The 26,913-nt window shown below is 63.5% G+C and carries 17 protein-coding genes and 1 pseudogene; 12 read left to right on the top strand and 6 right to left on the bottom strand.

From position 1 onward, the window contains the following. Positions 1 to 288: 288 nt before the first annotated feature. Positions 289 to 534: pseudogene (locus FIV39_RS22825) on the top strand (zinc-binding dehydrogenase); the annotation flags it as partial. 62 nt (positions 535 to 596) lie between these two features. On the opposite strand, the gene FIV39_RS33575 reads toward FIV39_RS22825, so the two are convergent. Beyond that, positions 597 to 1,061 (bottom strand): phage infection protein, encoded by a 465-nt coding sequence (locus FIV39_RS33575; protein ID WP_090403284.1) that lies wholly within the window; start codon positions 1,059 to 1,061, stop codon positions 597 to 599. A 145-nt stretch (positions 1,062 to 1,206) separates the two neighbouring features. Further along, on the bottom strand, positions 1,207 to 1,929 hold the full coding sequence (locus tag FIV39_RS22815) for a pirin family protein (protein WP_090403286.1): 723 nt from the start codon (positions 1,927 to 1,929) through the stop codon (positions 1,207 to 1,209). Positions 1,930 to 2,109: 180 nt separating this feature from the next. Between FIV39_RS22815 and FIV39_RS22810 the strand changes: the two genes are divergently transcribed. Both FIV39_RS22810 and FIV39_RS22805 read left to right on the top strand, forming a co-directional pair. Next, complete coding sequence (locus tag FIV39_RS22810) at positions 2,110 to 3,060, top strand: GlxA family transcriptional regulator (protein WP_090403288.1); 951 nt, start codon at positions 2,110 to 2,112, stop codon at positions 3,058 to 3,060. A gap of 95 nt (positions 3,061 to 3,155) precedes the next feature. Next, the gene (locus tag FIV39_RS22805) at positions 3,156 to 4,679 is read left to right on the top strand and encodes a winged helix-turn-helix domain-containing protein (RefSeq protein ID WP_090403290.1); all 1,524 of its coding nucleotides are present in this window, start codon (positions 3,156 to 3,158) and stop codon (positions 4,677 to 4,679) included. Here the strand turns inward: FIV39_RS22805 and FIV39_RS22800 are convergent. Both FIV39_RS22800 and FIV39_RS22795 read right to left on the bottom strand, forming a co-directional pair. Further along, a complete protein-coding gene (locus FIV39_RS22800; RefSeq protein WP_090403292.1) occupies positions 4,626 to 7,388 on the bottom strand; it encodes an ATP-binding protein in 2,763 nt (920 codons plus the stop codon). The genes FIV39_RS22805 and FIV39_RS22800 overlap by 54 nt on opposite strands. Positions 7,389 to 7,446: 58 nt before the next feature. Beyond that, the gene (locus tag FIV39_RS22795) at positions 7,447 to 7,845 is read right to left on the bottom strand and encodes a helix-turn-helix domain-containing protein (RefSeq protein WP_090403294.1); all 399 of its coding nucleotides are present in this window, start codon (positions 7,843 to 7,845) and stop codon (positions 7,447 to 7,449) included. A gap of 204 nt (positions 7,846 to 8,049) precedes the next feature. Here FIV39_RS22795 and FIV39_RS22790 point away from each other — a divergent pair, with 204 nt between their 5' ends. The 7 genes from FIV39_RS22790 (at position 8,050) to uvrA (ending at position 20,361) form a co-directional block, all read left to right on the top strand. Then, positions 8,050 to 8,958, top strand: a complete 909-nt coding sequence (locus FIV39_RS22790) for a LysR family transcriptional regulator (RefSeq protein ID WP_090403296.1) — start codon at positions 8,050 to 8,052, stop codon at positions 8,956 to 8,958. 1,341 nt (positions 8,959 to 10,299) lie between these two features. Then, positions 10,300 to 10,917 (top strand): transcriptional repressor LexA, encoded by a 618-nt coding sequence (lexA, locus tag FIV39_RS22785; protein WP_090403299.1) that lies wholly within the window; start codon positions 10,300 to 10,302, stop codon positions 10,915 to 10,917. After that, positions 10,917 to 11,531 (top strand): translesion DNA synthesis-associated protein ImuA, encoded by a 615-nt coding sequence (imuA, locus tag FIV39_RS22780; protein WP_090403301.1) that lies wholly within the window; start codon positions 10,917 to 10,919, stop codon positions 11,529 to 11,531. The genes lexA and imuA overlap by 1 nt, the downstream gene beginning before the upstream one ends. 7 nt (positions 11,532 to 11,538) lie before the next feature. Next, positions 11,539 to 12,954 (top strand): Y-family DNA polymerase, encoded by a 1,416-nt coding sequence (locus FIV39_RS22775; protein ID WP_090403303.1) that lies wholly within the window; start codon positions 11,539 to 11,541, stop codon positions 12,952 to 12,954. Next, positions 12,930 to 16,022 (top strand): error-prone DNA polymerase, encoded by a 3,093-nt coding sequence (locus tag FIV39_RS22770; protein ID WP_208603993.1) that lies wholly within the window; start codon positions 12,930 to 12,932, stop codon positions 16,020 to 16,022. The genes FIV39_RS22775 and FIV39_RS22770 overlap by 25 nt, the downstream gene beginning before the upstream one ends. 110 nt (positions 16,023 to 16,132) lie before the next feature. Beyond that, positions 16,133 to 17,845 (top strand): ATP-binding protein, encoded by a 1,713-nt coding sequence (locus tag FIV39_RS22765; protein WP_090403305.1) that lies wholly within the window; start codon positions 16,133 to 16,135, stop codon positions 17,843 to 17,845. Then, positions 17,842 to 20,361 (top strand): excinuclease ABC subunit UvrA, encoded by a 2,520-nt coding sequence (uvrA, locus tag FIV39_RS22760; RefSeq protein WP_090403307.1) that lies wholly within the window; start codon positions 17,842 to 17,844, stop codon positions 20,359 to 20,361. Before FIV39_RS22765 ends, uvrA begins: the two co-directional genes overlap by 4 nt. A gap of 837 nt (positions 20,362 to 21,198) precedes the next feature. Here uvrA and tkt read toward each other — a convergent pair. Next, a complete protein-coding gene (gene tkt / locus FIV39_RS22755; RefSeq protein ID WP_090403309.1) occupies positions 21,199 to 23,256 on the bottom strand; it encodes a transketolase in 2,058 nt (685 codons plus the stop codon). A 175-nt stretch (positions 23,257 to 23,431) separates the two neighbouring features. Between tkt and FIV39_RS22750 the strand changes: the two genes are divergently transcribed. Beyond that, positions 23,432 to 23,656, top strand: coding sequence for a DUF465 domain-containing protein (locus FIV39_RS22750; RefSeq protein ID WP_090403311.1), 225 nt, complete (start codon positions 23,432 to 23,434; stop codon positions 23,654 to 23,656). 158 nt (positions 23,657 to 23,814) lie between these two features. Here the strand turns inward: FIV39_RS22750 and hglS are convergent, their stop codons facing one another. Beyond that, a complete protein-coding gene (gene hglS, locus FIV39_RS22745; RefSeq protein WP_090403313.1) occupies positions 23,815 to 25,191 on the bottom strand; it encodes a 2-oxoadipate dioxygenase/decarboxylase HglS in 1,377 nt (458 codons plus the stop codon). A 288-nt stretch (positions 25,192 to 25,479) separates the two neighbouring features. Here hglS and FIV39_RS22740 point away from each other — a divergent pair, with 288 nt between their 5' ends. After that, complete coding sequence (locus FIV39_RS22740; RefSeq protein WP_090403315.1) at positions 25,480 to 26,889, top strand: OprD family outer membrane porin; 1,410 nt, start codon at positions 25,480 to 25,482, stop codon at positions 26,887 to 26,889. Positions 26,890 to 26,913: the final 24 nt, after the last annotated feature.

Below are 26,913 nucleotides of genomic sequence, written 5' to 3'. Positions count from 1 at the left end.
CACAATGAGCATTCAGCCAAGCCGTTCAAGTGGAATAAAACGGCTGAGGCCATCATTAGCTCGGTACATAAAGCGAAGCTGAGTGTGATAAAAAATAAATTAATGGATTAACCGCTCAAGCCACTAGTGCAAACTCTTAATGCTCGATAAGTATTTTAGTTCCAACGATTTTTTTGACGGGCGCCGGTTTAAGCGTTGCCTTCTCCGGGCGAGAAAACGCCCGGCGGGGCGGGCCGATGGTGGGTGGACGTCGCCTCGGTTGCCTCAGCGGCGCAACTGCATCGCGGCCCGATCGAACGGGGGGAAGCGGGCTCGCTGTTTTTGACGCGCCCCCGGTTGGCCGATCATATGGCCGACGGCGCGACCGTACAACGGCGCGCCAACGCGGTGTTTGCGGCGATGCTCGAAGGCACGTTGACGGTGGCAATCGAAGGGTATTACACGTTGGAAACGCTGCAGCAGGTGCATGAGCGCATCGAAGCACGGCAGCAGATTGGCAAGGCGGTGGTGTGGGTGGACCGAGACCTGCATTAATCGAAGGCGAAAAAAAACCGGCTGATCAGGCCGGTTTGGGGTGCCCCGCGAACAGTGCGGGATTAAGCGTGGTTGTCCAGCAGGCGATCAGCACCGCCTTCAACAATACCGCGTTGCTGCAAACGATCGGCACCGCCTTCGGCCAGGCCACGTTCCTGCAAGCGATCAGCGCCACCTTCGGCAACGCGGTTGCCTTGCAGGCGGTCAGCGCCATCTTCGGCGACGCGGTTGCCTTGCAGGCGATCAGCGCCACCTTCAACAATACCGCGTTGTTGCAGGCGATCAGCGCCACCTTCAACAATACCGCGTTGTTGCAGGCGATCAGCGCCACCTTCAACAATACCGTGTTGTTGCAGGCGATCAGCACCACCTTCGGCAACACGACGTTCCAGCAGGCGATCCGAGCCACCTTCGGCAACACGACTTTCGATCAGGCGATCCGCGCCGCCTTCAGCAACAACAGGGTGGGCAAATGCGTTTGCAGCGAGTACCGAGAAAGCGAGGCTAAGCAAGATTTGGCGTTTCATGATGGTGTGCTCCGAGTGTTTTAGTTGGGTGTTGCCTGGTATGGGTTTGATGTTACGCGTTGCATTTTTTAAGAGAACTTCATTGGGCTGATGGTGACTATCGATGCCAGCGATGGCCCGTTTCAAAGGGCCATCGCCGCGCCGGTCACGGCATCTGTGGCCGTTCCTGGGGGCGCAGGTCGAACACCAGCACCTCGGCATCCTGGCCCTGGCTCAGGCGGATTTGCCGCTCATCGCGCACTCGGGCACCGTCGCCTTCCTGCAAGCGCTGGCCGTTGATGTCCACGCTGCCCCGAGCCACATGGATGTACACGTGGCGATCCGGCGGCAGGTCGAGGGTCGCGGCTTCGTCGCCGTTGAACAGCCCGGCGTACACCCGGGCGTCCTGGCGCACGGTAAGGGAGCCGTCGCTGCCGTCCGGCGAGATGATCAGTTGCAGGCGCCCACGTTTCTGCGCCGCGCTGAAGTGCTCCTGTTGATAGCGCGGCTCGGCACCGGCCACGGCGGGCACGATCCAGATTTGCAGGAAGTGCACGCCCTGGCGTTGGCTGTGGTTGAACTCGCTGTGGGCCACGCCGCTGCCGGCGCTCATCAGTTGCACATCGCCGGGGCGGATCACCGAGCCGGTGCCCAGGGTGTCCTTGTGTTCCAGGGCGCCTTCAAGCACATAAGAGAAAATCTCCATGTCGCGGTGCGGGTGCTGGCCGAAGCCTTTGCCGGCCGCGACGCGGTCGTCGTTGATCACCAGCAGGTCGGAAAAGCCCTGTTCTTCGGGGTTCCAATAGTTGGCGAACGAGAAGGTGTGGAACGACTTCAACCAACCGTGATTGGCGGCGCCGCGTTCGGAAGCTTTGCGAAGGGTCAGCATGGTCTTGTCCTCAAGTGAGCGCGGGCTGCGAGATGCAGGGCGCTTGCGTTGAGAAGAAGATTACTGGTAACCGAAATATTCATTAAGAAGCTGAGATCTGAATAACTGTCTCTTTCAGATTGACAGTGAAAGGCATGCCATAATGCATTTCGCTTTCTTCCCCCGATGGATTCTTCCCGTATGAAAACCGTGGCCATGGCGCTGTTCCCGGACTTCCTCTTGCTTGACATGGCCGGGCCGCTCGAAGTGTTTTCCATTGCCAACCGCTACCTGCCGGCGGCGGAGCATTACCAGATCCTCACCCTGGGCACCGAGCCTGGCCCGCTGCGCGCCTCCAATGGGGTGATGGTCCAGACTGATCTGCTGCTGGACCAGGCCCACGCGGCTTATGACCTGCTGCTGGTGCCCGGCGGCCCGGGTGCCTATAACGAATGCCACCCGGCGTTGCTGCCCTGGCTCAAGGCGGCGGCGCCACGGGCGCGGCGCTTCGGCTCGATCTGCACCGGAGCCTTTGTGCTGGGCCACGCCGGGTTGCTCGACGAGCGCCGCGTGACCACCCATTGGCACTACACCGAGCGCCTGATCAAGGCCTTCCCCAAGGCCATTGTCGAGACGGATCGCATCTACCTGCAGGACGGGCGGTTGATTACCTCGGGTGGGGTCACCGCCGGTATCGACCTGGCGTTGTCGATCGTCGCCCAGGACCATGGCAAGCAAGTGGCGGTGGATGTGGCCAAGGTGCTGCTGGTGGTGATGAAACGCCAGGGCGGCCAGGCCCAGTTCAGCCCGATGACCGCGTCCGTGGCGCCCCAGGAAACCGCGATCACCCGCGTGCAGAACCATGTGCTCGCGCATCTGGACCAACCCTTCACCATCGAGTCCATGGCCGAGCTGGCCGGCATGAGTGCACGCCACTTTGCCCGGTTGTTCGCCAAGGACGTGCAGATGACACCCATGGCCTTCCTGCAAGGCGCGCGCATCGACCGCGCCCGGCATTTGCTGGAAACCACCGACCTGCCGCTCAAGACTGTGGCGTTCCACGCAGGCTTCGGCAGCGTGCGGCACATGCGCTTTCTATTCAGTGAAAAACTCGGCCTCAACCCTACCCAATACCGCCAGCAGTTCAGTTAACGACAGGATGTCCGTCTCGCGCACCCGATTGTCCGTATCGCTCCCCGTGCCAGCATTGCCCTGTCGCGGGTAGCTGGCAAGATAGCGTCGAGCCCATGGAAAAGGATGCGCGGACGCCCAAGACCGGGTGTTCCAGCGCGATTGCAGACATGAATATCCCTCAGGCGATTGACGCGGATAGCACGGTGCGCTTCGGTGAGTATGCCTTTCACCGGCAGCAGCGGCTGGTGAGCAAGGCGGGTTGGCCGGTGCCATTGGGCGGGCGGGCGTTGGATGTCCTTGCGGTGCTGCTGGAGTCGCCAGGGCAATTCATCAGCAAGGCTACCTTGATCGAGCGGGTCTGGCCGTGCAGCGTGGTGGAAGAGAACAACCTGCGGGTGCACATCGCGGCACTGCGCCGTGCCCTCGACGGGCAACGTCTTATCCTCAATGACCCCCAGCGCGGTTACTGTTTCGCTGCACCCGTGGAGGTTGCCACCGCAACGGTGCTGCCCCGGCATAACCTCGGCACCCGGCTCAGCCCGGTGATCGGTCGCGCTGAGCTGCTGGGCGTGCTGGCGCGGCGTGTGTCCGGGCAGCGCCTGATGACCCTTACCGGTTGCGCCGGCGTGGGCAAGAGCACCCTGGCCCTGGCGCTGGCCGAGCGCGTGTTGCCGCGCTACCGCGATGGTGTGTGGTGGGTCGACCTGGCCACAGTGGAGACGCCGCTGATGATGCTGCGCCACCTGGCCACGGCCCTGCACCTGGAGCCCTGCGGCAGTGTCACTGAGTTGTGCCGCCAGTTGGTCTCCCGGCAATTGCTGCTGGTACTCGACGGCGCCGACCTGCTGCTCGGTGCCTGTCGACATCTTCTGTGGGCGCTGCGCGAAAACGCGCCCGCGGTCAGCGTGCTGGTCAGCAGTCGTGAAGCGTTGCAGGCCCCAGGCGAATGGGTGCAGCGCGTGCCCTCACTGGGCGTGCCGGCACCGTCGGCGATGGGCAGTGTTGAACAGGCGATGGCGTTCCCCGCCGTGCAACTGTTCGTCGCACGGGCGTGTGCCGGTCAACAGGGTTTTGTGTTGCGGCAACAGGACCTGGCGCCGTTGCGGGACATCTGCCGGCGCCTCGACGGTATTCCCCTGGCCCTTGAACTGGCGGCCGCCCAAGTGGACGCGCTGGGCGTACGCGGTTTACAGGCGCAGTTGCACAGTGGATTACAGGTACTGACCCGGGGTCGCCGCACGGCGGTGGAGCGCCATCAATCCGTGACCGCCGCCCTGGACTGGACATACGAGCGGCTGAGCCTGCCGGAGCGCTGGCTGTTCCTGCAACTGAGCTTGTTCAAGATGGCGGTGACCTTGCCCACCCTGAGTAAGCTGGTGGCCGGTACCGAGCTGGAGCACGCCGACTTGTCGTACCTGCTCGGGCGCCTGGTCGGCACCTCGCTGCTGAGCCTCGAACCCGGTCCGGGCTATCCGCGCTATCGCCTGCTCAACAGCGTACGCAGCTATGGCCTGGCACTCCTGCGCGACCCGCAGCAGGTGGCGCGTTTGCAACGGGGCTATGGGCATTACCTGGGGGCGTTTTCAGGCCGGCCGTTTGTCCTGCAACTCGTCGAGCAGGCGGCCTACGCGGACTAGGTCCTGGGTGGCGAAGCCTTCGGTAAATCGCGCGTAGACCGAACCCAGCAGCTCGCGGGCGGCCTGCACACGACCCTGCTTTTGCCACAGCCGCGCCAAGCAATCCGCACAGCGCAGCTCCCAGGCCAGCGCGCCTTGCTGGTGTGCCAGGCCCAGGGCTTCGAGCAGCAGCGCCTCAGCCCCGTGGGCATCGGGCATGGCCTCGGCGCGCACGCGCAGGATTTCCGGGCTGCACCAGCCGGCCGCACCGCTCCGGGCGCGTGCGAACAAGGCCTCATCCACTGCGTGGGCGTTGAAGGTCACCAGGATGTCTTCGACCAGCCCCAATCCCTGCACATCGGCGATCTGCGCCGTACCTTCGTAGCACTGCGCCCAGGAGTGGAACAACTGCACCGAATGCTTTTGCGCCTGCTGTAACAGCAGGTCCAACTGGTCGCGGGCCGCGACGGTGTCGCCGTTGTAGTGAGCGATGACCACCCCAGCCAGGGCCAGGGTGTAGCAAATCGATGTGCCGTGGTTGATCTGCAACGCCAACGCCAGTGCCTGGTTTGCGGTGCGCCACGCACGTTCGGGGAAGCCGCGCAGCCACAGGATGCGCGCGAGGATGGTCAACGAGGCCACGCTCTGGTCGTACTGCACGCCAAAGCCGTGGGTAAACCGGTTGAGATGGCCGCTCTGGGCCATGCGCTGGATCACCTGTTCGGCATTCTGCTGCGCCAGCGCCTGGTTGCCGGCGAAGTGCTGCGCCAGCACCCTCAGGCGTTGGGCGCTGAGGGCCAGCAACGGCTCGGCCTGCGGCCCCAACCGGTCGAAATGCAGGCTTTGCTCCAAGGCCTCGCTGTAGTCGCCGCCACACAGGCTGACCGTCATTTGCCCCGACACCGCGCGCAGTTGGCCGACCAGGTTGCTGTCGACTTCGGCCAGGCGTCGCGCACGGGCAAAGGCTTCGATGGTCTGCGGCGTACCGCCCTGGGTGTGATAGGAAAAACTGCCGAATGCCAATTGCAAGGCCATGTTCAAGTGCGGGCTTGGCGTGCTCGATTGCCCCAGCCGCGCCAGCGCCTTGCCCACGTACAGGCCGTGTTCGCGCAGCAGCGACAGCTCCTGCCACAACGGCATGGCGCTGACGGTCAGACGAATGCCCAGCAGGTGGACACCCTGGTCGCCCAGGCCCCAGTCGAGGGCGGCACGAATGTCTTCGCGCAGCGGGGCATAGCGGTCGATCCAGGTTTGGGTAGCCGTCTGCTCCCAATCGTCCTGCGCCTGGTTCATCAGGACCAGGCAGCGGTTGGCGTGGCGTTCGCGGGTGGCGTCGAGCTCATTGGCAACGCTGAGTTTTTCCAGGGCATAAGTGCGGGTGATGTCCAGCAGGCGATAGACCACCTCGTCATCCCCGGCCTCCACATTGAGCAAGGATTTCGCCACCAGTTGGGTGATCGAACCCAGTACTTCGGCCGGCGCAACCTGTTGCCCGGCGATCACCGCTGCGGCACTGGCCAGGCTGAAGCCACCCCGGAACACCGCGAGGCGACGCAGGCAGATTTGCTCGCAGCCGGTGAGCAGTTCGAAGCTCCAGTCCAGGGTGGCGCGCAGGGTTTGATGGCGGGGCAGGGCGCTGCGTCGGCCACGGGTGAGCAGGCGGAAGTTGTCTTCCATCTGCACCAGCAGGCCGGGCAGGCCGAAGCGCTCGATCTGCGCGGCCACCAGCTCGATTGCCAGGGGAATGCCGTCCAGGCGTTGGCAGATGTCGATGGCCAGGGGCAGTTCGGTTTCACTCAGTTCGAAACTGTCCTGATGGGACATGGCCCGCTCGATCAGCAGTTGCAGGGCCGGATAGCCCAGGGCCTGGGCGCGGTTGCCGGTGGCGGGCGGGCAGGCCAGGGGTTCCAGGCGTTGCACCGACTCGCCCTCGGCGCGCAAGGCCTCGCGGCTGGTGGCCAGGATGTGCAATTTGGGCGCGTGGCGCAGCAGGGTTTCGCTGATCAGCGCGATGTCGTCCAGCAGGTGCTCGCAGTTGTCGATCACCAGCAGCAATTGGTACTCCTGCAGGCGGCGCGCAAACACGGCCAACGGTTCGTGCTCAGTGTGGGTGAGGTCGAGCAGTGCGGCGAGGTTGGGCAGGATCATCGACGGCGCGCTGAGGGGCGCCAGGTCCAGCAGGCGAATCCCGTCGCGGTAATGTCCGATCAACAATTCCGCCACGCGCAACGCGACGGTGGTCTTGCCGATGCCGCCGGCGCCGGTCAGGGTGATAAAGCGTTGCTCGGGCAGGTGCTGCACCAGGCTGTCGATCAGGGCCTGGCGACCCAGCATGCGCGTGCGTCGCAGCGGCAGGTTGTGGCTCGGGCGTTGGGGCGCGCCTTCGGTGGGTAGGCTCATCGGCTCGATGCTCAGTGGTGCCACAAAACTGTAGCCGCGCTGGGCCACCGTGACGATATAGCGCTGTCCGGCCTGGCCATCGCCCAGAGCCTTGCGCAGCGCTGCCATATGCACCCGCAGGTTGCCGTCTTCCACCACGCTTTTAGGCCAGACCCGGGCGATCAGTTCCTGCTTGCTCACCACATTGCCGGCCTGCTCCAGCAGGATCAGCAGGATGTCCACTGCCCGCCGTCCCAACCGCAACGGGCGACCGGCCTCCAGCACCAGGCGCTGGTGCGGGTGTATGCGGTAAGGGCCGAAATGCACGGCCTGGTCGCGTGGGTCACTCATGGGGCGCCATGCTCTGGGAAAAGTAAGCGGCCAGCATATTCCAGGTACACGCAGACCACTAGGCAGCGATCTCTTGAGGCTTGTGACGCAGTTGGTGATTTCGCCAGGTCATCGGGTTGACGCCCTCGCTGCGCGTGAACATATGGCAGAAATGCGCCTGGTCGCAAAACCCGCACTCCAGGCTGATTTGCGTGAGGCTCAAGGAGGAACCGGTGATCAGTTCCTTGGCCCGTTGGATGCGTTGCTGGCGTATCCATTCCTGGGGCGACAGCCCGGTGGTGCACTTGAATGCGCGGGAAAAATGGCTGCGCGACAGGGCGCAGGCTTGGGCCAGGTCGGCAATCGCCAGGCTTTCGCCAAGGTTGGCGAGGATCAATTGCTTGGCGATCCGCTCGCGCCGGGGGCACAGGCCGCCGGTAGCGGATAAGCGAGGAGCACAGTACGCAGGTCGGGCCATGACGAATATCCGCAGTCGATGGGAGCGTTCCCGGTGAATGGATGCAGTGTAGACCGGGTCATTTTTGGCGCCGTACCGTCTGGCTGGCGAGTTAATCGTTGTTAATTTCGCCAGGTACGGTCACGGAAAAGACAGCACAGGCATGCAATCCAGGCAGTGTTTTGCCTGCTTAGCTGGCGGCCTGCTAACCGTTTGGATACCGCCATGAACCGCAACGACCTGCGCCGCGTCGACATGAACCTGTTGGTGATTTTCGAAGCGCTGATGTTCGAGAAGAACCTGACCCGGGTCGCCGAAAAGCTCTTTATGGGCCAACCGGCGGTGAGTGCGGCATTGGGCCGGCTGCGGGATTTGTTCGACGACCCGTTGCTGCTGCGCAATGGCCGCGGCATGGAACCCACGCCACGCGCCGTGGCGATACTCAAGGAGTTGCAACCGGCCATGGACACCATTTCAGGCGCGGTCAGCCGCGCCAAGGACTTCGACCCTTCCACCAGTTGTGCGGTGTTCCGCATCGGCCTGTCCGACGACGCCGAGTTCGGCCTGTTCCCCCCCTTGCTCAGCCAACTGCGCGAAGAAGCCCCAGGCATTATCGTGGTGGTACGCCGCGCCAATTACCTGCTGATGTCCGCGCTACTGGCCAGTGGTGAGATCTCGGTAGGCGTGAGCTACACCACCGAACTGCCGGCGAATGCCAAGCGCAAGAAACTGCGGGACATTCCCTGCAAGGTACTGCGCGGTGATGACGGCCTTGAACCGCTGACCCTCGACGACTATTGCGCACGGCCCCATGCGATGGTGTCGTTCTCGGGAGACTTGAGCGGCAACATCGACCTGGACCTGGCCCGCATCGGCCGCGCCCGGCGGGTGGTGCTGGCAGTGCCGCAGTTCAGCGGCTTGCGGGCATTGCTGGCTGGTACGCAGATTATTGCGACGGTGCCCGACTATGCGGCGTGTGCATTGACCGAGGGTACGGCATTACGGGCAGAGGATCCGCCGTTTGCGATTGATGCGGCGGAGTTGTCGATGGTGTGGAGTGGAGTGCATGACAATGATCCGGCAGAGCGGTGGTTGAGGGGCAGGATTGCGGAGCATATGGCGGGAGGCGGGTGAGCTTGGCGGCCTCTGGACCGACCGGAGTTGTTCCGGGTGTACTCGGTAGAAATGTGGAAGGGGCTTGCCCCTGATGAGCATAAGTATCTACACAACTTCTTTCAGCGGTCTGTGGCGAGGGAGGCCGCCCAGCCTGTAAACAGGCTGCGCTTTCGCGCAGAGAACATGCCGATAAATCGGCAAATAATTTATTTTTAAAATTAATGAGATAAATTTTGTTCTATAAGAGCTTGCTCCCGTGGCGGCCTTCGGGCCGACCGTTTTTTTGGAGTTTTAGCGAGTACATATCCGTTGCTGCGGTAACGGCGGCTTAGGGTTCCGCCCTTACGGCGGCTCACTTTTGGAGGGACCGGAATGCCGGCCCAGCCAAAAGTAAGCAAAAGGTCCACGCCCCAACACTCGGCACCTCGCCTAGGCTCGGTGTGCCCTCACTCCGGCTTTGGAGCGTGGGCCGCCGCGATGGGCCATCCCTGGCCCAGCGCGGCTAACCCGGCGTCCTGCCGGGTTACCCACGCTCCAAAGCCTGCGTTCGGCCAGCGTGTTTGACGGGGCGATTTGAGATCAAAAGCCAAAGCGAGGCGGCCTTAGAGCCGACCGGAGTTGGGTCTGGTGTACTGGGTTAAAAATGTGGGAGGGGGCTTGCCCCCGATTGCAGTGGGTCAGTACCAAATCCATCAACTGACACTCCCTCATCGGGGGCAAGCCCCCTCCCACATTTGGATCTCCATCCAGCAGGTAGACCTCAGCCTGCTTTTGCTCTGCTTTTGCTCTGGCTTTTGATCTTGATCCTAGGCGCCCCGTTAACCACGCTGGCCGAACGCAGGCTTGAATCCGTGGGTAACCCGGCAGGACGCCGGGTTAGCCGTCCTGGGCCAAGGATGGCCCATGACGGCGGCCCACGGATTCAAGCCTTCGTTCGGGCATACCGAGCCTAGGCGAGGTACCGAGTGGTGGGGCAAGAGCCCTTTTGGTTACTTTTGGGGCTCTTTTCCAAAAGTGACCCGCCGTAAGGGCGGAACCATAGGTAGCCGTTACCGCAGCAACGGATATGTACTCGGTCAACCCCAACGACATGGTCGGCCCAAAGGCCGCCACGGAAGCAAGCTCCCTCGCCACAGACCACTGAAAATTGTGTAGATACCCATGCCCCCGATGAGGGCGTGTCAGTTGATGGATTTGGTACTGACCCACTGCAATCGGGGGCAAGTCGAATCGTCGCACCGCCCCTCCCACATTTGATCTGCATACATCAGGTATGCCGTTACCTGAATAACGGATATGTACTCAGTCAACTCAACCCCGACTACCGGCTCTTGTAAGAAATTTCCCATAAGAGTACAAATGTACTCCATGACAACCCTGACCCCCCGCCGCACCGCCATCCTGACCTTCATCCGCGACCGTATCGCGCAGCAAGGCCAACCCCCCAGCCTCGCCGAGATCGCCGAGGCGTTCGGCTTTGCCTCCCGCAGCGTCGCGCGTAAACACGTAGTGGCCCTGACCGAAGCCGGCTTCATCGAGGTCAACCCCAACCAGGCGCGCGGTATTCGTTTGCTCAACCAGCCCGTGCGTCCGGAGTGGCTGGATGTCCCGGTGCTTGGCCGAGTGGCGGCAGGCCTGCCCATCGGCGCGGATGCCGAAGTGCACAGCCGCCTGCAACTCGACCCCGCCACTTTTGCGAAAACCCCGGATTACCTGTTGCGGGTGCAAGGCGATTCGATGATCGAAGACGGCATCCTCGACGGCGATCTGGTGGGCGTACGCCGCAGTGCCGAAGCCTTGAACGGGCAGATTGTGGTGGCGCGCCTGGACGGCGAAGTCACCATCAAGCGTTTCGAACGCAGTGGCGACCGTGTGCGCCTGCTGCCGCGCAATCCAGTGTACGAACCTATCGTGGTAGGCCCCGACCAGGACCTGGCCATCGAAGGGGTGTTCTGCGGCCTGGTGAGGCAAGGTTGATGGGCGCCGTGGTTGCACTGGATACGCTGTTCAATGGCGGCCGCGTCTGGAAAGGCCGGCCTGCCGCGCCCCCGGCCAGCGTGCACCCCACGGGGCTGGCGGCGCTGGATGCGGTGCTGCCCACGGGCGGCTGGCCGGAGTCGGCCTTGAGCGAAATCCTCATGGCCAAGGAAGGCGTGGGCGAACTGCAATTGGTGCTGCCGACCCTGGCGCGCTTATCGGCGGCGGGGGAGCGCATTGTGCTGGTGGCGCCGCCCTACACCCCGTACCCCCACGCGTGGCAGAACGCCGGGGTGGATTTGCGCCAGCTGTCGGTGGTCCAGGCCGAGGCGCGCGATGCGCTGTGGGCGGTGGAGCAGTGCCTGCGCTCCGGCAGTTGCGGCGCGGTGCTGTGCTGGCCGCGCAAGGCGGATGACCGCGCCTTGCGTCGCTTGCAGGTGGCTGCGGAAACCGGGCAGACCCTGGCGTTTGCCTGGCGCGCCTTGAGTGAGGCGATCAACGCTTCGCCCGCCGCCTTGCGCCTGGCCGTCGAGGCAAAACCTGCCCAGGTGCGGGTGCTCAAATGCCGGGGCGGGTTGGCCCACCCGGCGCCGATTGCACTGGCGGGGCACTGAGGTTGCCATGCGCTGGGTGTGTATTGTTTTCCCGCAATTGGCGCTGGACGGGGTGCAGCGCCTGCACCCCGAGCCGGATCAACCGCTGGCGCTGCTGGCCGGCACGACGCAGCGGCGCGTGCTGCAAACCGTCAATGACGCCGCCCGTGCATTGGGCCTGCGCCCCGGTCAATCGCTGACGGCAGCCCATGCCCTGGTCAAGACCTTTGCCAGCGCCGAATACGACCCCGTGCAAATCGAACGCTGGCAGCAGTTCCTGGCGGCCTGGGCCTACCGCTTCAGCTCCCAGGTCAGCGTGTATTACCCGCGCGCCTTGCTGTTCGAAATCGAGTCGAGCCTGGGCCTGTTCGGGCCTTGGCCGCAGTTCGAGGCACGCTTGCGCCAGGAGCTGACCGAGCTGGGCTTTCGTCACCGTATCGTCGCCGCGCCCAACCCGGCGGCGGCGCGGGTGCTGGCCAATCTCTATGATGGCCTGGCCGTGGCCGATGAGGATGCGTTGCTCCAGGCCCTGGCGCCATTGCCCATCGACCGCGCCGGCCTCGACCCGCAGGCGGCCACCGCATTGTCGCGCATGGGCCTGCGTACCCTGGCCCAGGTGCAGGCGTTGCCCCGGCACACCCTGGCGCGGCGTTTTGACGCCAGTCTGCTCAAGCACCTGGATGCATTGACCGGGCAACGGCCATTGGCCTTGGCCTTCTATCAGCCGCCGGACCAGTTCGATGTGCGCATCGAGCTGAATTTCGATGTGCAATCCCACCAGGCCTTGTTATTCCCCCTGCGCCGTTTGACCGGCGATCTCTCGGCCTTCCTCTGCGGCCGCGACAGTGGCGTGCAACGCTTTGACCTGCACCTGGAACACGCCCAGGCGCCGGACAGCGTGATCACGGTCGGCCTGCTGAGTGCCGAGCGTGAAGCGGCGATGCTGTTCGAACTGGCCCGTGGGCGCCTGGAGCACGTACAGGTCACTTCACCGGTGCGCGGCTTTCGCCTGGTGGCCCAGGACCTGCCGGTGTTCGTGCCGCAACGCCAGGACCTGTTCGACGATCGCCCGCAACAGACCCTGCCGTGGGAACAACTGCGCGAACGCCTGCGTGCCCGCCTGGGCGATGAGGCGGTGCAAGGCCTGCGTTTTCATGCCGACCATCGCCCCGAATGTGCCTGGCAAATGGCGGCGGATAAAAGCCCGTGCGCCCCCTTGGATAAGGTCCAGCGTCCCGGTTGGTTGCTTGACGAACCGACCTTGCTGGCCGAGCAGGGCGTGCAGATCCTCATGGGGCCGGAGCGCATCGAATCCGGTTGGTGGGACGGCGCCGACATTCGCCGTGACTACTACCTGATCCGGACCCGCGCCGGCCAGCAAGGCTGGGCCTATCGCAGTGTGGGGCAACGCGATGGGCTGTGGCTGCAAGGCTGGTTCGCATGAGTTACGCCGAGCTGCATTGCCTGTCCAATTTCAGCTTCCAACGGGGTGCCTCCAGCGCGCTGGAGTTGTTCGAACGGGCCAAGGGCCAGGGCTACAGCGCCCTGGCAATCACCGATGAATGCACCTTGTCCGGCATCGTGCGGGCCTGGCAGGCGGCGAAGGCGGTGGGCTTGCCGCTGATTATCGGCAGCGAAGTGCGCATCGAGAATGGCCCGAAACTGGTGCTGCTGGTGCAGGACCTCAGCGGCTACCAGTCCCTGTGCCGCCTGATTACCCTGGCCCGCCGCCGCGCTGAAAAGGGCCGTTATCGCCTGCTGCAAGAAGACTTCGACCGACCCCTCAACGGCCTCTTGGCACTATGGGTCGCCGAAGACCGCGACACCCAGGCCTCCCTCCAATGGTTGCGCCGTGCCTTCGCCGATCGCCTGTGGCTGGCGGTGCACCTGCACTGCGGACAGGACGATGCGCGACATCTGGAGCAACGGCTGCAACTGGCCGCCAGCCTGCATATCCCGGCGGTGGCCTGCGGCGATGTGCATATGCATGCGCGCGGCCGCCGTGCCCTGCAAGACACCATGACCGCGATCCGTCATCACGTGCCGGTGGCCGAAGCCGGCACGCGCCTGCACCCCAATGGCGAGCGTCACCTGCGCAGCCTCGAGGCGCTGGGCGCGCTGTACCCGCAAGCCTTGCTCGACGAGACCGTTAACATCGCGCGCCGTTGCACCTTCGACCTTGGCCAGTTGCGCTACCACTACCCGCGCGAGCTGGTGCCCGAGGGCCATGACGCCAAATCCTGGCTACGCGCCGTCACCGAAGAAGGCATCGCCCGGCGCTGGCCGCAAGGGGTCGACGCCAAGACCTTGCAGCAGATCAACAACGAGCTGGAACTGATCAGCGAGCTGGGCTACGAAAGCTACTTTCTCACCGTGCACGACATCGTGCGCTTCGCTCGCAGCCGTTCGATCCTGTGCCAGGGACGCGGCTCGGCGGCCAACTCGGCGGTATGTTTTGCCTTGGGGATCACCGAGATCAACCCGAGCCTGATGAACATGCTGTTCGAGCGTTTCCTGTCGCGCGAGCGCAACGAGCCGCCGGACATCGACGTCGACTTCGAACACGAACGCCGCGAAGAAGTGCTGCAGTACGTGTTCCAGCGCTATGGTCGTACGCGCGCGGCGCTGACGGCGGTGGTCAGCAGTTACCACGCGACCGGTGCGGTGCGCGATGTGGCCAAGGCCCTGGGCTTGCCGCCGGACCAGATCAACGCATTGGCCGACTGCTGCGGGCGCTGGAGTGACGATGCGCCGCCCCTGGAGCGCCTGCGTGAGGGCGGCTTCGACCCCGACAGCCCGATCCTGCGCCGTGTGCTGACACTCACCCAGCAGTTGATCGGTTTTCCCCGGCACCTGTCCCAGCACCCCGGTGGCTTCGTGATTTCCGAGTACCCGTTGGACACCCTGGTGCCGGTGGAAAACGCCGCCATGGCCGAGCGCACCATCATCCAGTGGGACAAGGACGACCTCGATGCCGTGGGCCTGCTCAAGGTGGATATTCTCGCCCTGGGCATGCTCAGCGCGATCCGCCGCTGTTTCGATCTGCTGCGTCGCCATCGCCATCTGGACTTTTCCCTGGCGACGATCCCCAAGGAAGACCCGGCCACCTACGCGATGATCAGCAAGGCCGACACCATTGGCGTGTTCCAGATCGAGTCGCGGGCGCAGATGTCGATGTTGCCCAGGTTGCGGCCGCAAAAATTCTACGACCTGGTGATCGAGGTGGCTATCGTGCGCCCCGGACCGATCCAGGGCGGCATGGTGCATCCGTACCTGCGCCGACGTAACAAGGAAGAACCCACCACCTATCCGTCGCCGGAATTGGAAACCGTGTTGGAGCGCACCCTGGGCATCCCGTTGTTCCAGGAGCAAGTGATGCAGATCGCCATGGTCGCCGCCGACTACAGCCCCGGCGAGGCCGACCAGTTGCGCCGTTCCATGGCCGCCTGGAAACGTCACGGCGGCCTGGAGCCGCATCAGCAGCGCCTGCGCACCGGCATGCTCAAGAATGGCTACACCGAGGCCTTTGCCGCGCAGATCTTTGAGCAGATCAAGGGCTTTGGCAGCTACGGTTTCCCCGAGTCCCACGCCGCCAGTTTTGCCTTGCTGACCTACGCCAGTTGCTGGCTCAAATGCCATGAACCGGCCGCCTTCGCCTGTGCGCTGATCAACAGCTGGCCCATGGGCTTCTACAGCCCGGACCAGATCCTGCAGGATGCGCGGCGCCATCGCTTGCAGATCCGCCCGGTGGATGTGCAGGCCAGCGACTGGGATTGCAGCCTGGAACCCATCGACGGCCAGCAACCGGCGATTCGCATGGGCTTGCGCATGATCTCGGGCTTTCGCGAAGAGGATGGGCGGCGTATCGAAGCCGCACGCCAGCGCCGGGCGTTCAGCGACATTGCCGACCTGGACCAGCGCGCCGACCTGGATGCGCGTGCCCAGGCGTTGCTGGCGGATGCCGGGGCCTTGCGTGCCCTGGCCGGCAACCGGCATACGGCGCGCTGGGCCGTGGCTGGGGTGCATAAGCAGCTTGGATTGTTCGCGGGCCTGCCCAGCCCCGATGAAGCGGTGGTGGAGCTGCCAACACCGACGGTGGGCGAGGACCTGCATGCCGATTACGCCATGCTCGGCACCACCCTTGGCCCGCATCCGTTGGCGCTGCTGCGCGCCGAGCTGCGTAAACGGCGCTGCCGCAGTTCAAACGAACTGCAGGCGGTGGAGCATGGGCGCACTGTCAGCGTCGCCGGGCTGGTGACCGGTCGCCAGCGCCCCGGCACGGCCAGCGGCGTGACCTTTGTCACCCTCGAAGATGAATTCGGCAACCTCAACGTGGTGGTCTGGCGCGACCTGGCCGAACGTCAGCGCCAGGCGCTGGTGGGGTCGCGGTTGCTCAAAGTGGACGGGCGCTGGGAGGCGGTTGGCGAGGTGCGACACCTGATCGCCGGGCGCCTGACCGACCTGACGCCGCTGCTGGAAGGCATCACGGTGCGCAGCCGGGATTTTCACTGAGGCCGATAGCGTTTGGCGTGATTAACCCCTAATTTATGCAAAATGAAACCATCTTCCCTTGATGCGCTCAAAAAAATTGCGACCGCCCTTTCTCAGCGCAGAGCCGAACGATGCAATTCTTATCCGACCCCCACGGCTGTGAAGGTTGGGCCGGCGAAATGGCCCAGCGAATTCGCGCATTTGACTGGTCAACCACCGACCTGGGACCGCTTGATCGCTGGTCCACCAGCCTCGCCTGTACCGTACAGATGATGCTGGCGTCCCCCGTGCCCATGGTGATGCTCTGGGGGCCGGCGGGGTACATGATCTACAACGACAGCTATTCGGTATTTGCCGGTGGCCGTCATCCTTATTTGCTCGGCACGCCGGTGGAACTCGGCTGGCCGGAAGTCGCCGACTTCAACCGCCATGTGGTGGACACCTGCCTGGCCGGCGGCACCTTGTCCTATCACAACAAAGACCTGGTGCTGCTGCGCAACGGCCAGCCGGAAACGGTGTGGCTGGATCTTTACTACAGCCCCGTCGCCGGGGATAACCAGCAACCGGCCGGGGTGCTGGCGATTGTGGTGGAAACCACCGCCCATGTGCATTCCGAACGCTTGCGCCAGGAACTGACCCATAACCTGGAGCAACGCGTGGCCGCCGAAGTCCAGGCGCGTTCCGCTGCCGAAGACCAACTGCGCCAGTCGCAAAAGCTCGAGGCCATCGGTGGCCTGACCGGTGGCGTGGCCCACGACTTCAATAACCTGCTGCAAGTGATCGCTGGCAACCTGCATTTGCTGGCCCGCCATGAACCGGAGAATGCCCAGGTACAGCGGCGTGTCACTGCGGCTATCGCGGCGGTGGAGCGCGGCGCCAAACTGTCATCGCAGTTGTTGGCGTTTGCCCGCCGCCAACCGCTGTCACCCGCCGTGTATAACCCGCAGCGCATCTATGCCGGGCTGGGCGAACTGCTGCAACGCGCACTCGGTGAAACCATTCATATCGATGTGCAGTTGCCGCAGGATTCCTGGTGCATCAACGTCGATCGCAACCAATTGGAAAACGCGCTGCTCAACCTGGCGATCAATGCCCGCGATGCGATGAAAGGCGAGGGCGTGATTCGCATCACCGGTGAAAACATCATCCTCAACCCCAAGGATTGCATCGGCAAAAGCATCAAGCCCGGCGAGTACGTGCGCCTGGCCGTCACGGACATTGGCGTGGGCATGCCGGCGGCGATCCTGGCTCGGGTGTTCGAGCCGTTTTTCACCACCAAGCGCAACGGCCACGGCACCGGTCTTGGCTTGAGCATGGTGTTTGGCTTCGTTCGGCAAAGCGGTGGGCACGTGGACGTGTGGAGCGAGGAGGGCAAGGGCACCGTGGTGCAAATGTACTTCCCGCGCAGCCTGGACGAAGAAGTCCAGGAGACTCACCCTGAACCCGTGCTGCACGACGTGGGCCAGGAGACCATCCTGGTGGTCGAGGACAACGAGGATGTGCGGGTGACCGTGGTGGATCTGCTGGAGCAGGCGGGCTACACGGTGCTGACGGCCGAGGACGGCGACCGCGCGATGCAAGCCTTGCAGGGCGGGGTGCGGCCCGACCTGATCTTCACCGACGTGGTGATGCCCGGCCGCATCAAAAGCACCGACCTGGCCGAGTGGGCCCGCGCCCAGTCGCCGCCGGTGGCGGTGCTGTTCACCTCGGGGCACACGCGGGACATTCTCTCCAGCAATCATCTGCTCAGCGCTGACATTCACCTGCTGAGCAAACCCTACAGCCCAGAGGCCCTGACGCAACGGCTGCGCAGCGTGCTCACCGTCAGACAAGGTTGTTCATGACTTCACAGCGCTCCATCTCCCCGATTACCGCCCAGCACCTTGGATTTGTACGGGTGCGCGGAGCCCGCGAACACAACTTGCAGAACGTCGACGTGGATATTCCAAGGGATGCCCTGGTGGTGTTTACCGGCGTCTCGGGCTCGGGCAAGTCGTCCCTGGCGTTTTCCACGGTGTATGCCGAAGCCCAGCGCCGCTATTTCGAATCGGTGGCGCCCTACGCGCGGCGCCTGATCGATCAGGTCGGCGTGCCCGATGTGGACAGTATCGAAGGACTGCCGCCCGCCGTTGCTTTGCAACAGCAGCGTGGTACGCCAAGTGCGCGTTCCTCGGTGGGCAGTGTCACCACCCTGTCGAGCCTGATCCGCATGTTGTATTCGCGCGCCGGCAGCTACCCGGCGGGGCAGGCGATGCTGTATGCCGAGGACTTTTCGCCGAACCTGCCCCAGGGTGCTTGCCCGCAGTGCCATGGCCTGGGCCGCGTGTATGAAGTGACCGAGGCGCTGATGGTGCCCGACCCGTCCCTGACCATCCGCCAGCGCGCGGTGGCGTCCTGGCCCTTGGCCTGGCAGGGCCAGAACCTGCGCGACATCCTCGTGACCCTGGGCTATGACGTGGATGTTCCGTGGCGCGACTTGCCGAAAAAGCAGCGCGACTGGATCCTGTTCACCGAAGAAACTCCAACCGTGCCGGTGTATGCCGGTTTCACCCCCGAGCAGACCCGCGAAGCGCTGAAACGCAAACTGGAGCCGAGCTATCAGGGCACCTTCAGCGGCGCCCGGCGCTATATCCTGCACACCTTCACCCACACGCAAAGCGCGCTGATGAAAAAGCGTGTCTCGCAGTTCATGCAGGGCAGCGCCTGCCCGTTGTGCGAGGGCAAGCGGCTGACCAAGGCGGCGCTGTCGGTGAAGTTTGCCGGGGTGGACATTGGTGAGTTGTCGCAACTGTCATTGACGCAACTGGCCGCGTTGTTGCGGCCGGTGGCGGCGGGGCAGGACAAGATGAAGCTGTCGGTGGAAAAACGCCTCGCGGCCCAGCGCATCGCCGAGGACCTGCTGGAGCGGGTCAGTACCCTGATCGAATTGGGGTTGGGCTATCTGTCCCTGGAGCGCAGTACGCCGACCCTGTCGTCCGGGGAGCTGCAGCGCCTGCGGTTGGCCACGCAACTGGGCTCGCAGTTGTTCGGGGTGATCTATGTGCTGGATGAACCCTCGGCAGGCCTGCACCCGGCGGATGGCGAAGCCTTGTTCACCGCGCTCGAACGCTTGAAAGCGGCGGGCAATTCGTTGTTTGTGGTCGAACATGACCTGGAAACCATGCGCCGCGCCGACTGGCTGATCGATGTGGGCCCGGCCGCTGGCGAACACGGTGGGCAAGTGCTGTACAGCGGGCCGCCTGCCGGTCTCGCGGACGTCGAGGCGTCGCAGACCCGGGCCTATCTGTTTGCCGACAAGCGCCCTGTGCACCAGACGCGGCGTGAACCCACCGGCTGGCTGAGCCTGGAAGGGGTTACGCGCAATAACCTCAAGGACCTGAGCGTGGATTTCCCATTGGGCTGCTTTACGGCGGTCACCGGTATTTCCGGCTCGGGCAAGTCCAGCCTGGTCAGCCAGGCGCTGCTGGAACTGGTCGGCAGCGGTCTCGGCAGCCGGGTGCACAGCGACGAAGAACCGAGCCTGGAAGATGACGCCCCGCAAACCAGCGGCGGACGCATCGGTGCCGGCTTGGAGCACATCCGCCGCCTGGTGCAGGTGGACCAGAAACCCATCGGCCGCACCCCACGTTCCAACCTGGCGACCTACACCGGTTTGTTCGACAACGTACGCAAGTTGTTCGCCGCCACGCCGGCGGCGAAGAAGCGCGATTACGACGCCGGGCAGTTCTCCTTCAACGTCGCCAAGGGTCGTTGTCCGAACTGCGAAGGTGAGGGCTTTGTCAGCGTCGAATTGCTGTTCATGCCCAGCGTCTACGCGCCGTGCCCGACCTGCCACGGCGCGCGCTACAACCCCGAAACCCTGGCCGTCAAATGGCAAGGCTTGAGCATCGCCCAGGTGCTGGGGCTGACGGTGGAGCAGGCGGTGGAGGTGTTTGCCGAACAACCTGGGGTACTGCGTTCGCTGCAAGTACTGCGGGATATCGGCCTGGGTTACCTGCGCCTTGGGCAGCCGGCGACGGAACTGTCCGGCGGCGAAGCACAGCGGATCAAACTGGCCACCGAGCTGCAACGCAACGCCCGAGGCGCGACGTTATATGTGTTGGACGAACCCACCACCGGGTTGCACCCACGGGATGTCGACCGCTTGCTCAGCCAGCTCAATCACCTGGTGGACGCGGGGCATACGGTGGTCGTGGTGGAACATGAAATGCGCGTGGTGGCCCAGAGTGACTGGGTGATCGACATCGGACCGGGGGCCGGGGATCTGGGCGGCAAGGTGGTTGCCAGTGGGACGCCGCAGAAGGTGGCCAAAAGCAAGACCAGCCGCACCGCGCCATTCCTTGCTCGAGAGCTCATCTAATAAGCGACGTGGTCCAAATGTGGGAGGGGTGGTGCGACGATTCGACTTGCCCCCGATGAGCATAAGTATCTACACAACTTCAATAGGATAACGCGTAGCAGCTGTCGAGCCTTGGCGAGGCTGCGTTGGGCATACCGCCGATATCACTGACCATCCACGTTCTCGCGGCGATTCATCGTGATGCTGGGTGTTTATGAGGGCCTCACGCAGCCTCGCCAGGGCTCGACAGCTGCTACGCGCCATCTCACCCGTAGCAGCTGCCGAGCGCAAGCGAGGCTGCGTTGGGCGCACCGCCGACATCACTGACCATCCACGTTCTCGCGGCGATTCACCGTGATGCTGGGTGTTTGTGAGGGCCTCACGCAGCCTCGCCAGGGCTCGACAGCTGCTACGCGCCATCTCACCCGTAGCAGCTGCCGAGCGCAAGCGAGGCTGCGTTGGGCGCACCGCCGACATCACTGACCATCCACGTTCTCGCGGCGATTCACCGTGATGCTGGGTGTTTGTGAGGGCCTCACGCAGCCTCGCCAGGGCTCGACGGCTGCCCGCCATCTCACGCTCCCGTAGCAGCTGCCGAGCGCAAGCGAGGCTGCGTTGGGCACATCGCTGACATCACTGACCATCCACGTTCTCGCGGCGATTCATCGTGATGCTGGGTGTTTGTGAGGGCCTCACGCAGCCTCGCCAGGGCTCGACAGCTACGCAGGGGGCTCGGCTCAAGCTGTGTAGATGCCTATGCCCCGATGAGGGCGTGTCAGTTGATGCATTTGTGGCTGACCGACCGCTATCGGGAGCAAGTCGAATCGTCGCACCGCCCCTCCCACATTTTGCTCAGTGTTACGTCAGGTTGATCTGTGCCTTGGCCTGCTTCACCACGTTCTCAACCGTAAACCCGAACTTCTCCTGCAACTTCGCCAGCGGTGCTGACGCGCCGAAGCTGTTCATTACCACCTTGGCGCCGGTCTGGCCGACATAGCGGTCCCAGCCCAGTGGCCCGGCCTGTTCCACCACCACCCGTGCCTTCACTGCCGGCGGCAACACACTGTCGCGGTAGGCTTGGTCCTGGTCTTCGAACAGTTCCCAGCTGGGCATTGAAACCACCTGCGCAGCAATCCCTTCGCTTTTCAACTGCTCATAAGCTGCAACCGCCAGGCTGACTTCACTGCCCGTTGCCAACAGAATCACCTTAGGATCGTCAGCCCCCGCCAGCACATACGCGCCCTTGGCCGCACCCGACGCCGCCGCATACTTCGTACGATCCAACGTCGGCAGTGGCTGGCGAGACAGCACCACGCAACTTGGCCTGTGGGTCTGCGCCAGCGCGACCTTCCACAGTTCCAAGGTTTCATTCGCGTCGCCGGGGCGCAGGGTCAGCAGCCCCGGCGTGGCGCGCAGTTGGGTCAGGTGTTCGATGGGCTGGTGGGTCGGCCCATCTTCGCCTACGCCAATCGAGTCATGGGTGAACACGAATACCACCGGCAGCTCCATGATCGCGGCCAGGCGGATCGGCGGTTTCATGTAGTCGCTGAACACCAGGAACGTCGAGGTGTACGGCCGCAGGTAGGACAGCGCCATGCCATTGGCAATCGCGCCCATGGCGTGTTCGCGGATGCCGAAGTGCAGGTTGCGCCCACTGTAGTCGTCGGCACTGAAGCGCCCGGCACCGTCGAAGGTGAGGTTGGTCTTGGTCGAGGGCGAGAGGTCCGCCGAGCCGCCGAGCAGCCAAGGGATGTGCCGGGCAAACGCATTCAGCACTTCGCCACCGGCGGCACGGCTGGCCACACCCTTGGCGTCGCTGTCGAAGCTGGGCAGGTCATCTTGCCAATGCTGCGGCATTTCGCCTGCGCGCATGCGGCGCAACTCGTCGGCCAATGCCGGCTCGGCTTGATCAAGCTGCGACAAGCTCTGGTTCCATGCTTCATAGAGCGGCCGGCTGCGCTCCAGCAGCGCATCACGCAACACGTTGCGGGCTTCGTCCGGCACCAGGAAACTGGAGTCTTCGGGCCAGCCATACGCGGCCTTGGTCAGGCGGATTTCTTCATCGCCCAATGGCTCGCCATGGGCGGCGGCGGTGTTGTGTTTGTGCGGCGAGCCATAGCCGATCACGCTGTCGACCACGATCAGGGTGGGTGCGCCAGTAGTGCGCTGGAAGGTTTCCAACGCCTCGCTCAAGGCCTGTAAGTCATTCGCGTCGGTCACGTGCAAGGTGTGCCAGCCATAGGCCTGGAAGCGCTTGATCACGTCTTCGCTGAAGGCCAGCTCGGTGTGGCCCTCGATGCTGATGGTGTTGTTGTCGTAGATCCAGCACAGGTTATCGAGCTTCAAGTGCCCGGCCATCGACGCGGCTTCGCTGCTGATGCCCTCCATCATGTCGCCGTCACCGCACAGGGTGTAGACGTTGTAGTCGAACAGCACCTGGTCGTCGCGGTTGAAACGCTCGCCCAGCCAACGCTCGGCCATGGCCATGCCGACGCTGTTGGCGCAGCCTTGGCCCAGCGGCCCGGTGGTGGTTTCCACGCCGGTGGTCATGCGGTATTCGGGATGGCCCGGGGTCTTGGAACTCATCTGCCGGAACTGCTTGATGTCGTCCAGGCTGATCGCCGGCTGCCCCGAGCGTTTGCCATGGGCATCGATCTCGACCACACCCGCCAGGTGCAGCAGCGAATACAGCAGCATCGACGCATGCCCCACCGACAACACAAAGCGATCACGGTTGGGCCAGTCGGGATGCTCGGGGTGGTAACGCAGGAAGCGACTCCACAGCGTATAGCCCACCGGGGCCAGGCCCATGGGCGTGCCGGGGTGGCCGGAGTTGGCCTTCTGCACGGCGTCCATGGCCAGGGTGCGGAGGGTGTTGATGCATTGGGTGTCGACAGCAGTGGCAGCGTGAGTCATGAAACCGTTCTCCCTCGGGTGGCGATCTACAGTGGAGGGCTGGACGTGGCAAAGGTTTGATCCCATTGCCTGCGTCGCGACGAACGGGGATGGATTGAGCCTAAACATGACAAGACCCGTCGGAATGGGCTAGCTTCAAGGGTGTAAGCCATTGATCAACTTGCGGAGGTACGCCATGCCAGTGAAACACGACCTGTATCAGGATTTGGGGTTGAGCAAGGAAGACGTTCACGAACGCAGGGCGAGCGACAAACGCCTGGACTCGCTGCTCACTCAATACGACGCTGCCGACGGGGAGGTGCTTAAGGCGGAATCGGCCAAAGCCAGCGATGAGGATGTGGAGAAGCTGAAGAAGAAACGACTGTTGGTCAAAGACGAGATTGTGGGGCGACTGGGTTAAGCAGAGAACCACACCTGCCATCGGCTGTGCAGATTTTTTCAGAATTGACTGAAAGACATCTCTGTCCCGCCTACCTATGATGCCGCTCGCCCACCCGGCTCAAGGGACTGTTGCGGCGCAAGGATTGCGCCGGTGAGCCGGGTGGGCACTGTCGGTTTTTACCCCAGCAGCGTGCGGGTGCATTCATCCATCGAGCGCTGCTGCGTCTCGCCATACAGCTTCAATTCATCAATCGTCTTGCGCCCCAGGGCCTTCTCGAATTCGGCTTGGTTCGAATTGGCGGCGTAGTGACTCTGCGCCGCGTCCCCCAGGTTCGACTGGAAAATCCCCGCCGCACTCACCGGCAGGAAATCCTCATACACCAACGGTTCGACATCCACATGGCCGGCGGCGACCAGTGCCTCCAGCGTGCGCGGTTGATCGGCCTGGCCGCGTGCTGCCAGGCCTTTTTCCGTGGCGAAGTAGCGGAAGTAAGCGAGGCCCTGTTCACGCATGTGCGCGTGGTTATCCGGGAAGGCCTGGAAGTGCTGCTCCATCAATTGCATGTAACGCGCGGCGTTGCCCTCGTTGGGGAAGGCGCCCAGTTCGTCGCGCGCGGCATTCAGCAGTTGGTCGTACAACGCGCGGCCTTTGGGCGTCAGCGCCACGCCACGCTGTTCGATTTCGCCGAAGCGCGCGCTGTGGCTGCCCTGGGCATCAGTGAAGGCGATGGGTTCGTCGAGGGCCTTGAAGCTGGTCTGGCGCAACAGGATCGGGCAGTGGCGGCGGGGTGGGCCTTCGATCACGGCCTTGGGGGTGATGCCCTTGCCGGGCATGGCGGCCTGGACCTGGTCGATGTCCAGGGTGCGCGGGGTCAGGTGGTTGATGTGCGGGCCCTTGAAAGCCACCACGTCGGCGATCAGGCGGTGCTGGTCGCTGAGCTGTTGGTACTGCGCGCCGGTGACGGTCGCAGTGTGGTGCCAGCGGAAGGTTTCCAGGGCCTGGCGCACAAACTCATCGGCATCCGAAGCAGTGAGGCCGCCGTCTTTCTCCGATTGCTCGATCAGCGCCAGGGCGCGGGGGGTGAAGATCGAGCGCTTGGCCAGGGCGGTTTCGGCAAACGCACGCAGCTCGGGGTTTTCGATCAGCTCCAGGCGCAGCAGCGAGGTGAACACGCGAAACGGGCTGGTTTGCAGCGCGCTTTCATGCACGGCGCGGAAGGCGGTGGAGTGCACCGGTACGCCGGCGGGTGTCAGGTCGTAGTAGCCCACCGGCTGCATGCCCATCACCGCGAACAGGCGGCTGATGGTCGCCAGTTCCGCCGCGGTGCCCAGGCGGATGGCGCCATGGCGTTCCATGTCCAGGCGCTGGATCTCGCCGGTGCGTTGCAGCTGTTGCGCCAGGCCCGGTTCGGTGTCGAGTACGCGGGCGTTGGTGGCGGCGACCAGCTCCATGAGTGCGCCATACAGGGGAACTTCATCTCGGTACATGTCGGACATGGCCTTGGAAAAGCCCTTGCGGATCTCGTCGGGGCTGACATGTGCGGTGGCGTGCATAGAAAAATTCCTGATGGCGATGGAGATGGGCGCGGCCTATGCCTGGATTTTGTTGGGCTGTGGGCGGGCGTGCAAACGAAGAATCCTCTGGACTTCATTCTGCAAATGAATGAAATGACGTGAATATGACAAAAAACGGCGGCAAGGAAATTTCATTTTCCAGGCACTTTTCTAAAGAAAGCTTCACGAGGTCCGTCCAGGCCGGCATGAAAGAATCGTCACGTTTGCAGAGCCCACAACGGGTTTGCACGCCAAGCACGATAAAAAAACATTCAGGGGCCGCAGTTAATGAAAATTTCTACACTGGCGTTGTCGATCACGGCCGCCGTTCTTGCACAACAGGCTTACGCGGATGACTTCGGGCTCGGTTCGCTGGGCACGGGCAATGGCCACAGCGGCTTTCTCGAAGACAGCCATGCGTCCGTCAGTTCGCGGACCATGTACTACAGCGCGGATAACCGCTCGGGGACTAACAACGACTTGCGCGAAGCGGCAACCGCGCTGCGTTTCGACTACAAATCCGGTTTCACCCAAGGCACCGTTGGCCTGGGTTTCGACGTGATGGCCTTCGGCGCCCTGCGCCTGGACGGTGGCGATGGTCACACCGCGGGCCCGGGCCTGGCGGGTAACGGCAACAGCTTTTTCCCGACCAGGAACAACGGCACCGAGCCGGCTGATGCCTTCGGTCGCGCAGCCGGCAACGTGAAGTTCCGCATTTCCCAGACCGAGTTGCATGTCGGTGGTGGCTTGGCGCCGGTGCTGCCGATCCTGGTCTCCAACGACAGCCGCGTGGCCCCGCAAACCTTTGACGGCGGGATCCTTAGCTCCAGCGATATTCCCAACGTCACCTTCACCGGTGGCGAGCTGAACCGCGTCGAAGGCCGTGCCTCCAGCAACTCCACGGGCTTGAGCGTGGCCGGCGGTACGCGCGACAGCGACAGCTTCAAATTCGGTGGGGTGGACTACAAACCGTTTGGTTCGTCCGACAACGCCATCGCGAAAAACCTGACGTTGCAGTACTACTACGCCAACCTGCAGGACTTCTACAAACAGAACTACGTTGGCCTGGTCCATGTGCTGCCGCTGGGTAACGATCAGTCGTTCAAGACCGATCTGCGTTACTTCGACAGCAGCAGCGACGGCAAGAATGGCGAGAGCGGCTACCAGTTCAACAACAACGGCGGCTACGCCAAGCACGCGAACGAAGTGGACAACAAAACCTACAGTGCCGCGTTCACCTACCAACTGGGCGGCAGCAGCCTGATGCTCGGCCATATCGGCGTGGGTGGCGACGGTGGCTTTGTGTGGGTCAACCAGGGCAGCCTTGCCGACCCGCACGCCCAAGGTGCCGGCGGCAGCGACTTCTACCTGTTCACCGACGCGGTGGTGGGCCAATTCTCTCGGGCGGGCGAGCAGGTCAACTTCGGGCAGTACGCGTATGACTTCAAGGCCTACGTGCCGGGCTTGAAAGCGTCCGTGGCCTACCTGGACGGTACGGATATCAAGTCGAAGGTGGCCGGTGGCCCTGACCAGAAAGAAAACGAAACCGACTTGCGCCTCGACTATGTAGTCCAGGCCGGTCCTCTGAAAGGCTTCGGTACCACCTTGCGTACCGGTACCTATCACGGCAAAAACACCGGCACCGCCGATCAGGACCAGACCCGCCTGATCTTCAACTACACGTACGCCATCTTCTAAGTCTTCATGTGCGCCCGGGCGTCA

This window comes from Pseudomonas grimontii, from assembly GCF_007858185.1.
GTDB classification, from domain to species: Bacteria; Pseudomonadota; Gammaproteobacteria; order Pseudomonadales; family Pseudomonadaceae; genus Aquipseudomonas; species Aquipseudomonas grimontii.
This window is presented reverse-complemented; position numbering and strand designations above follow the sequence as displayed.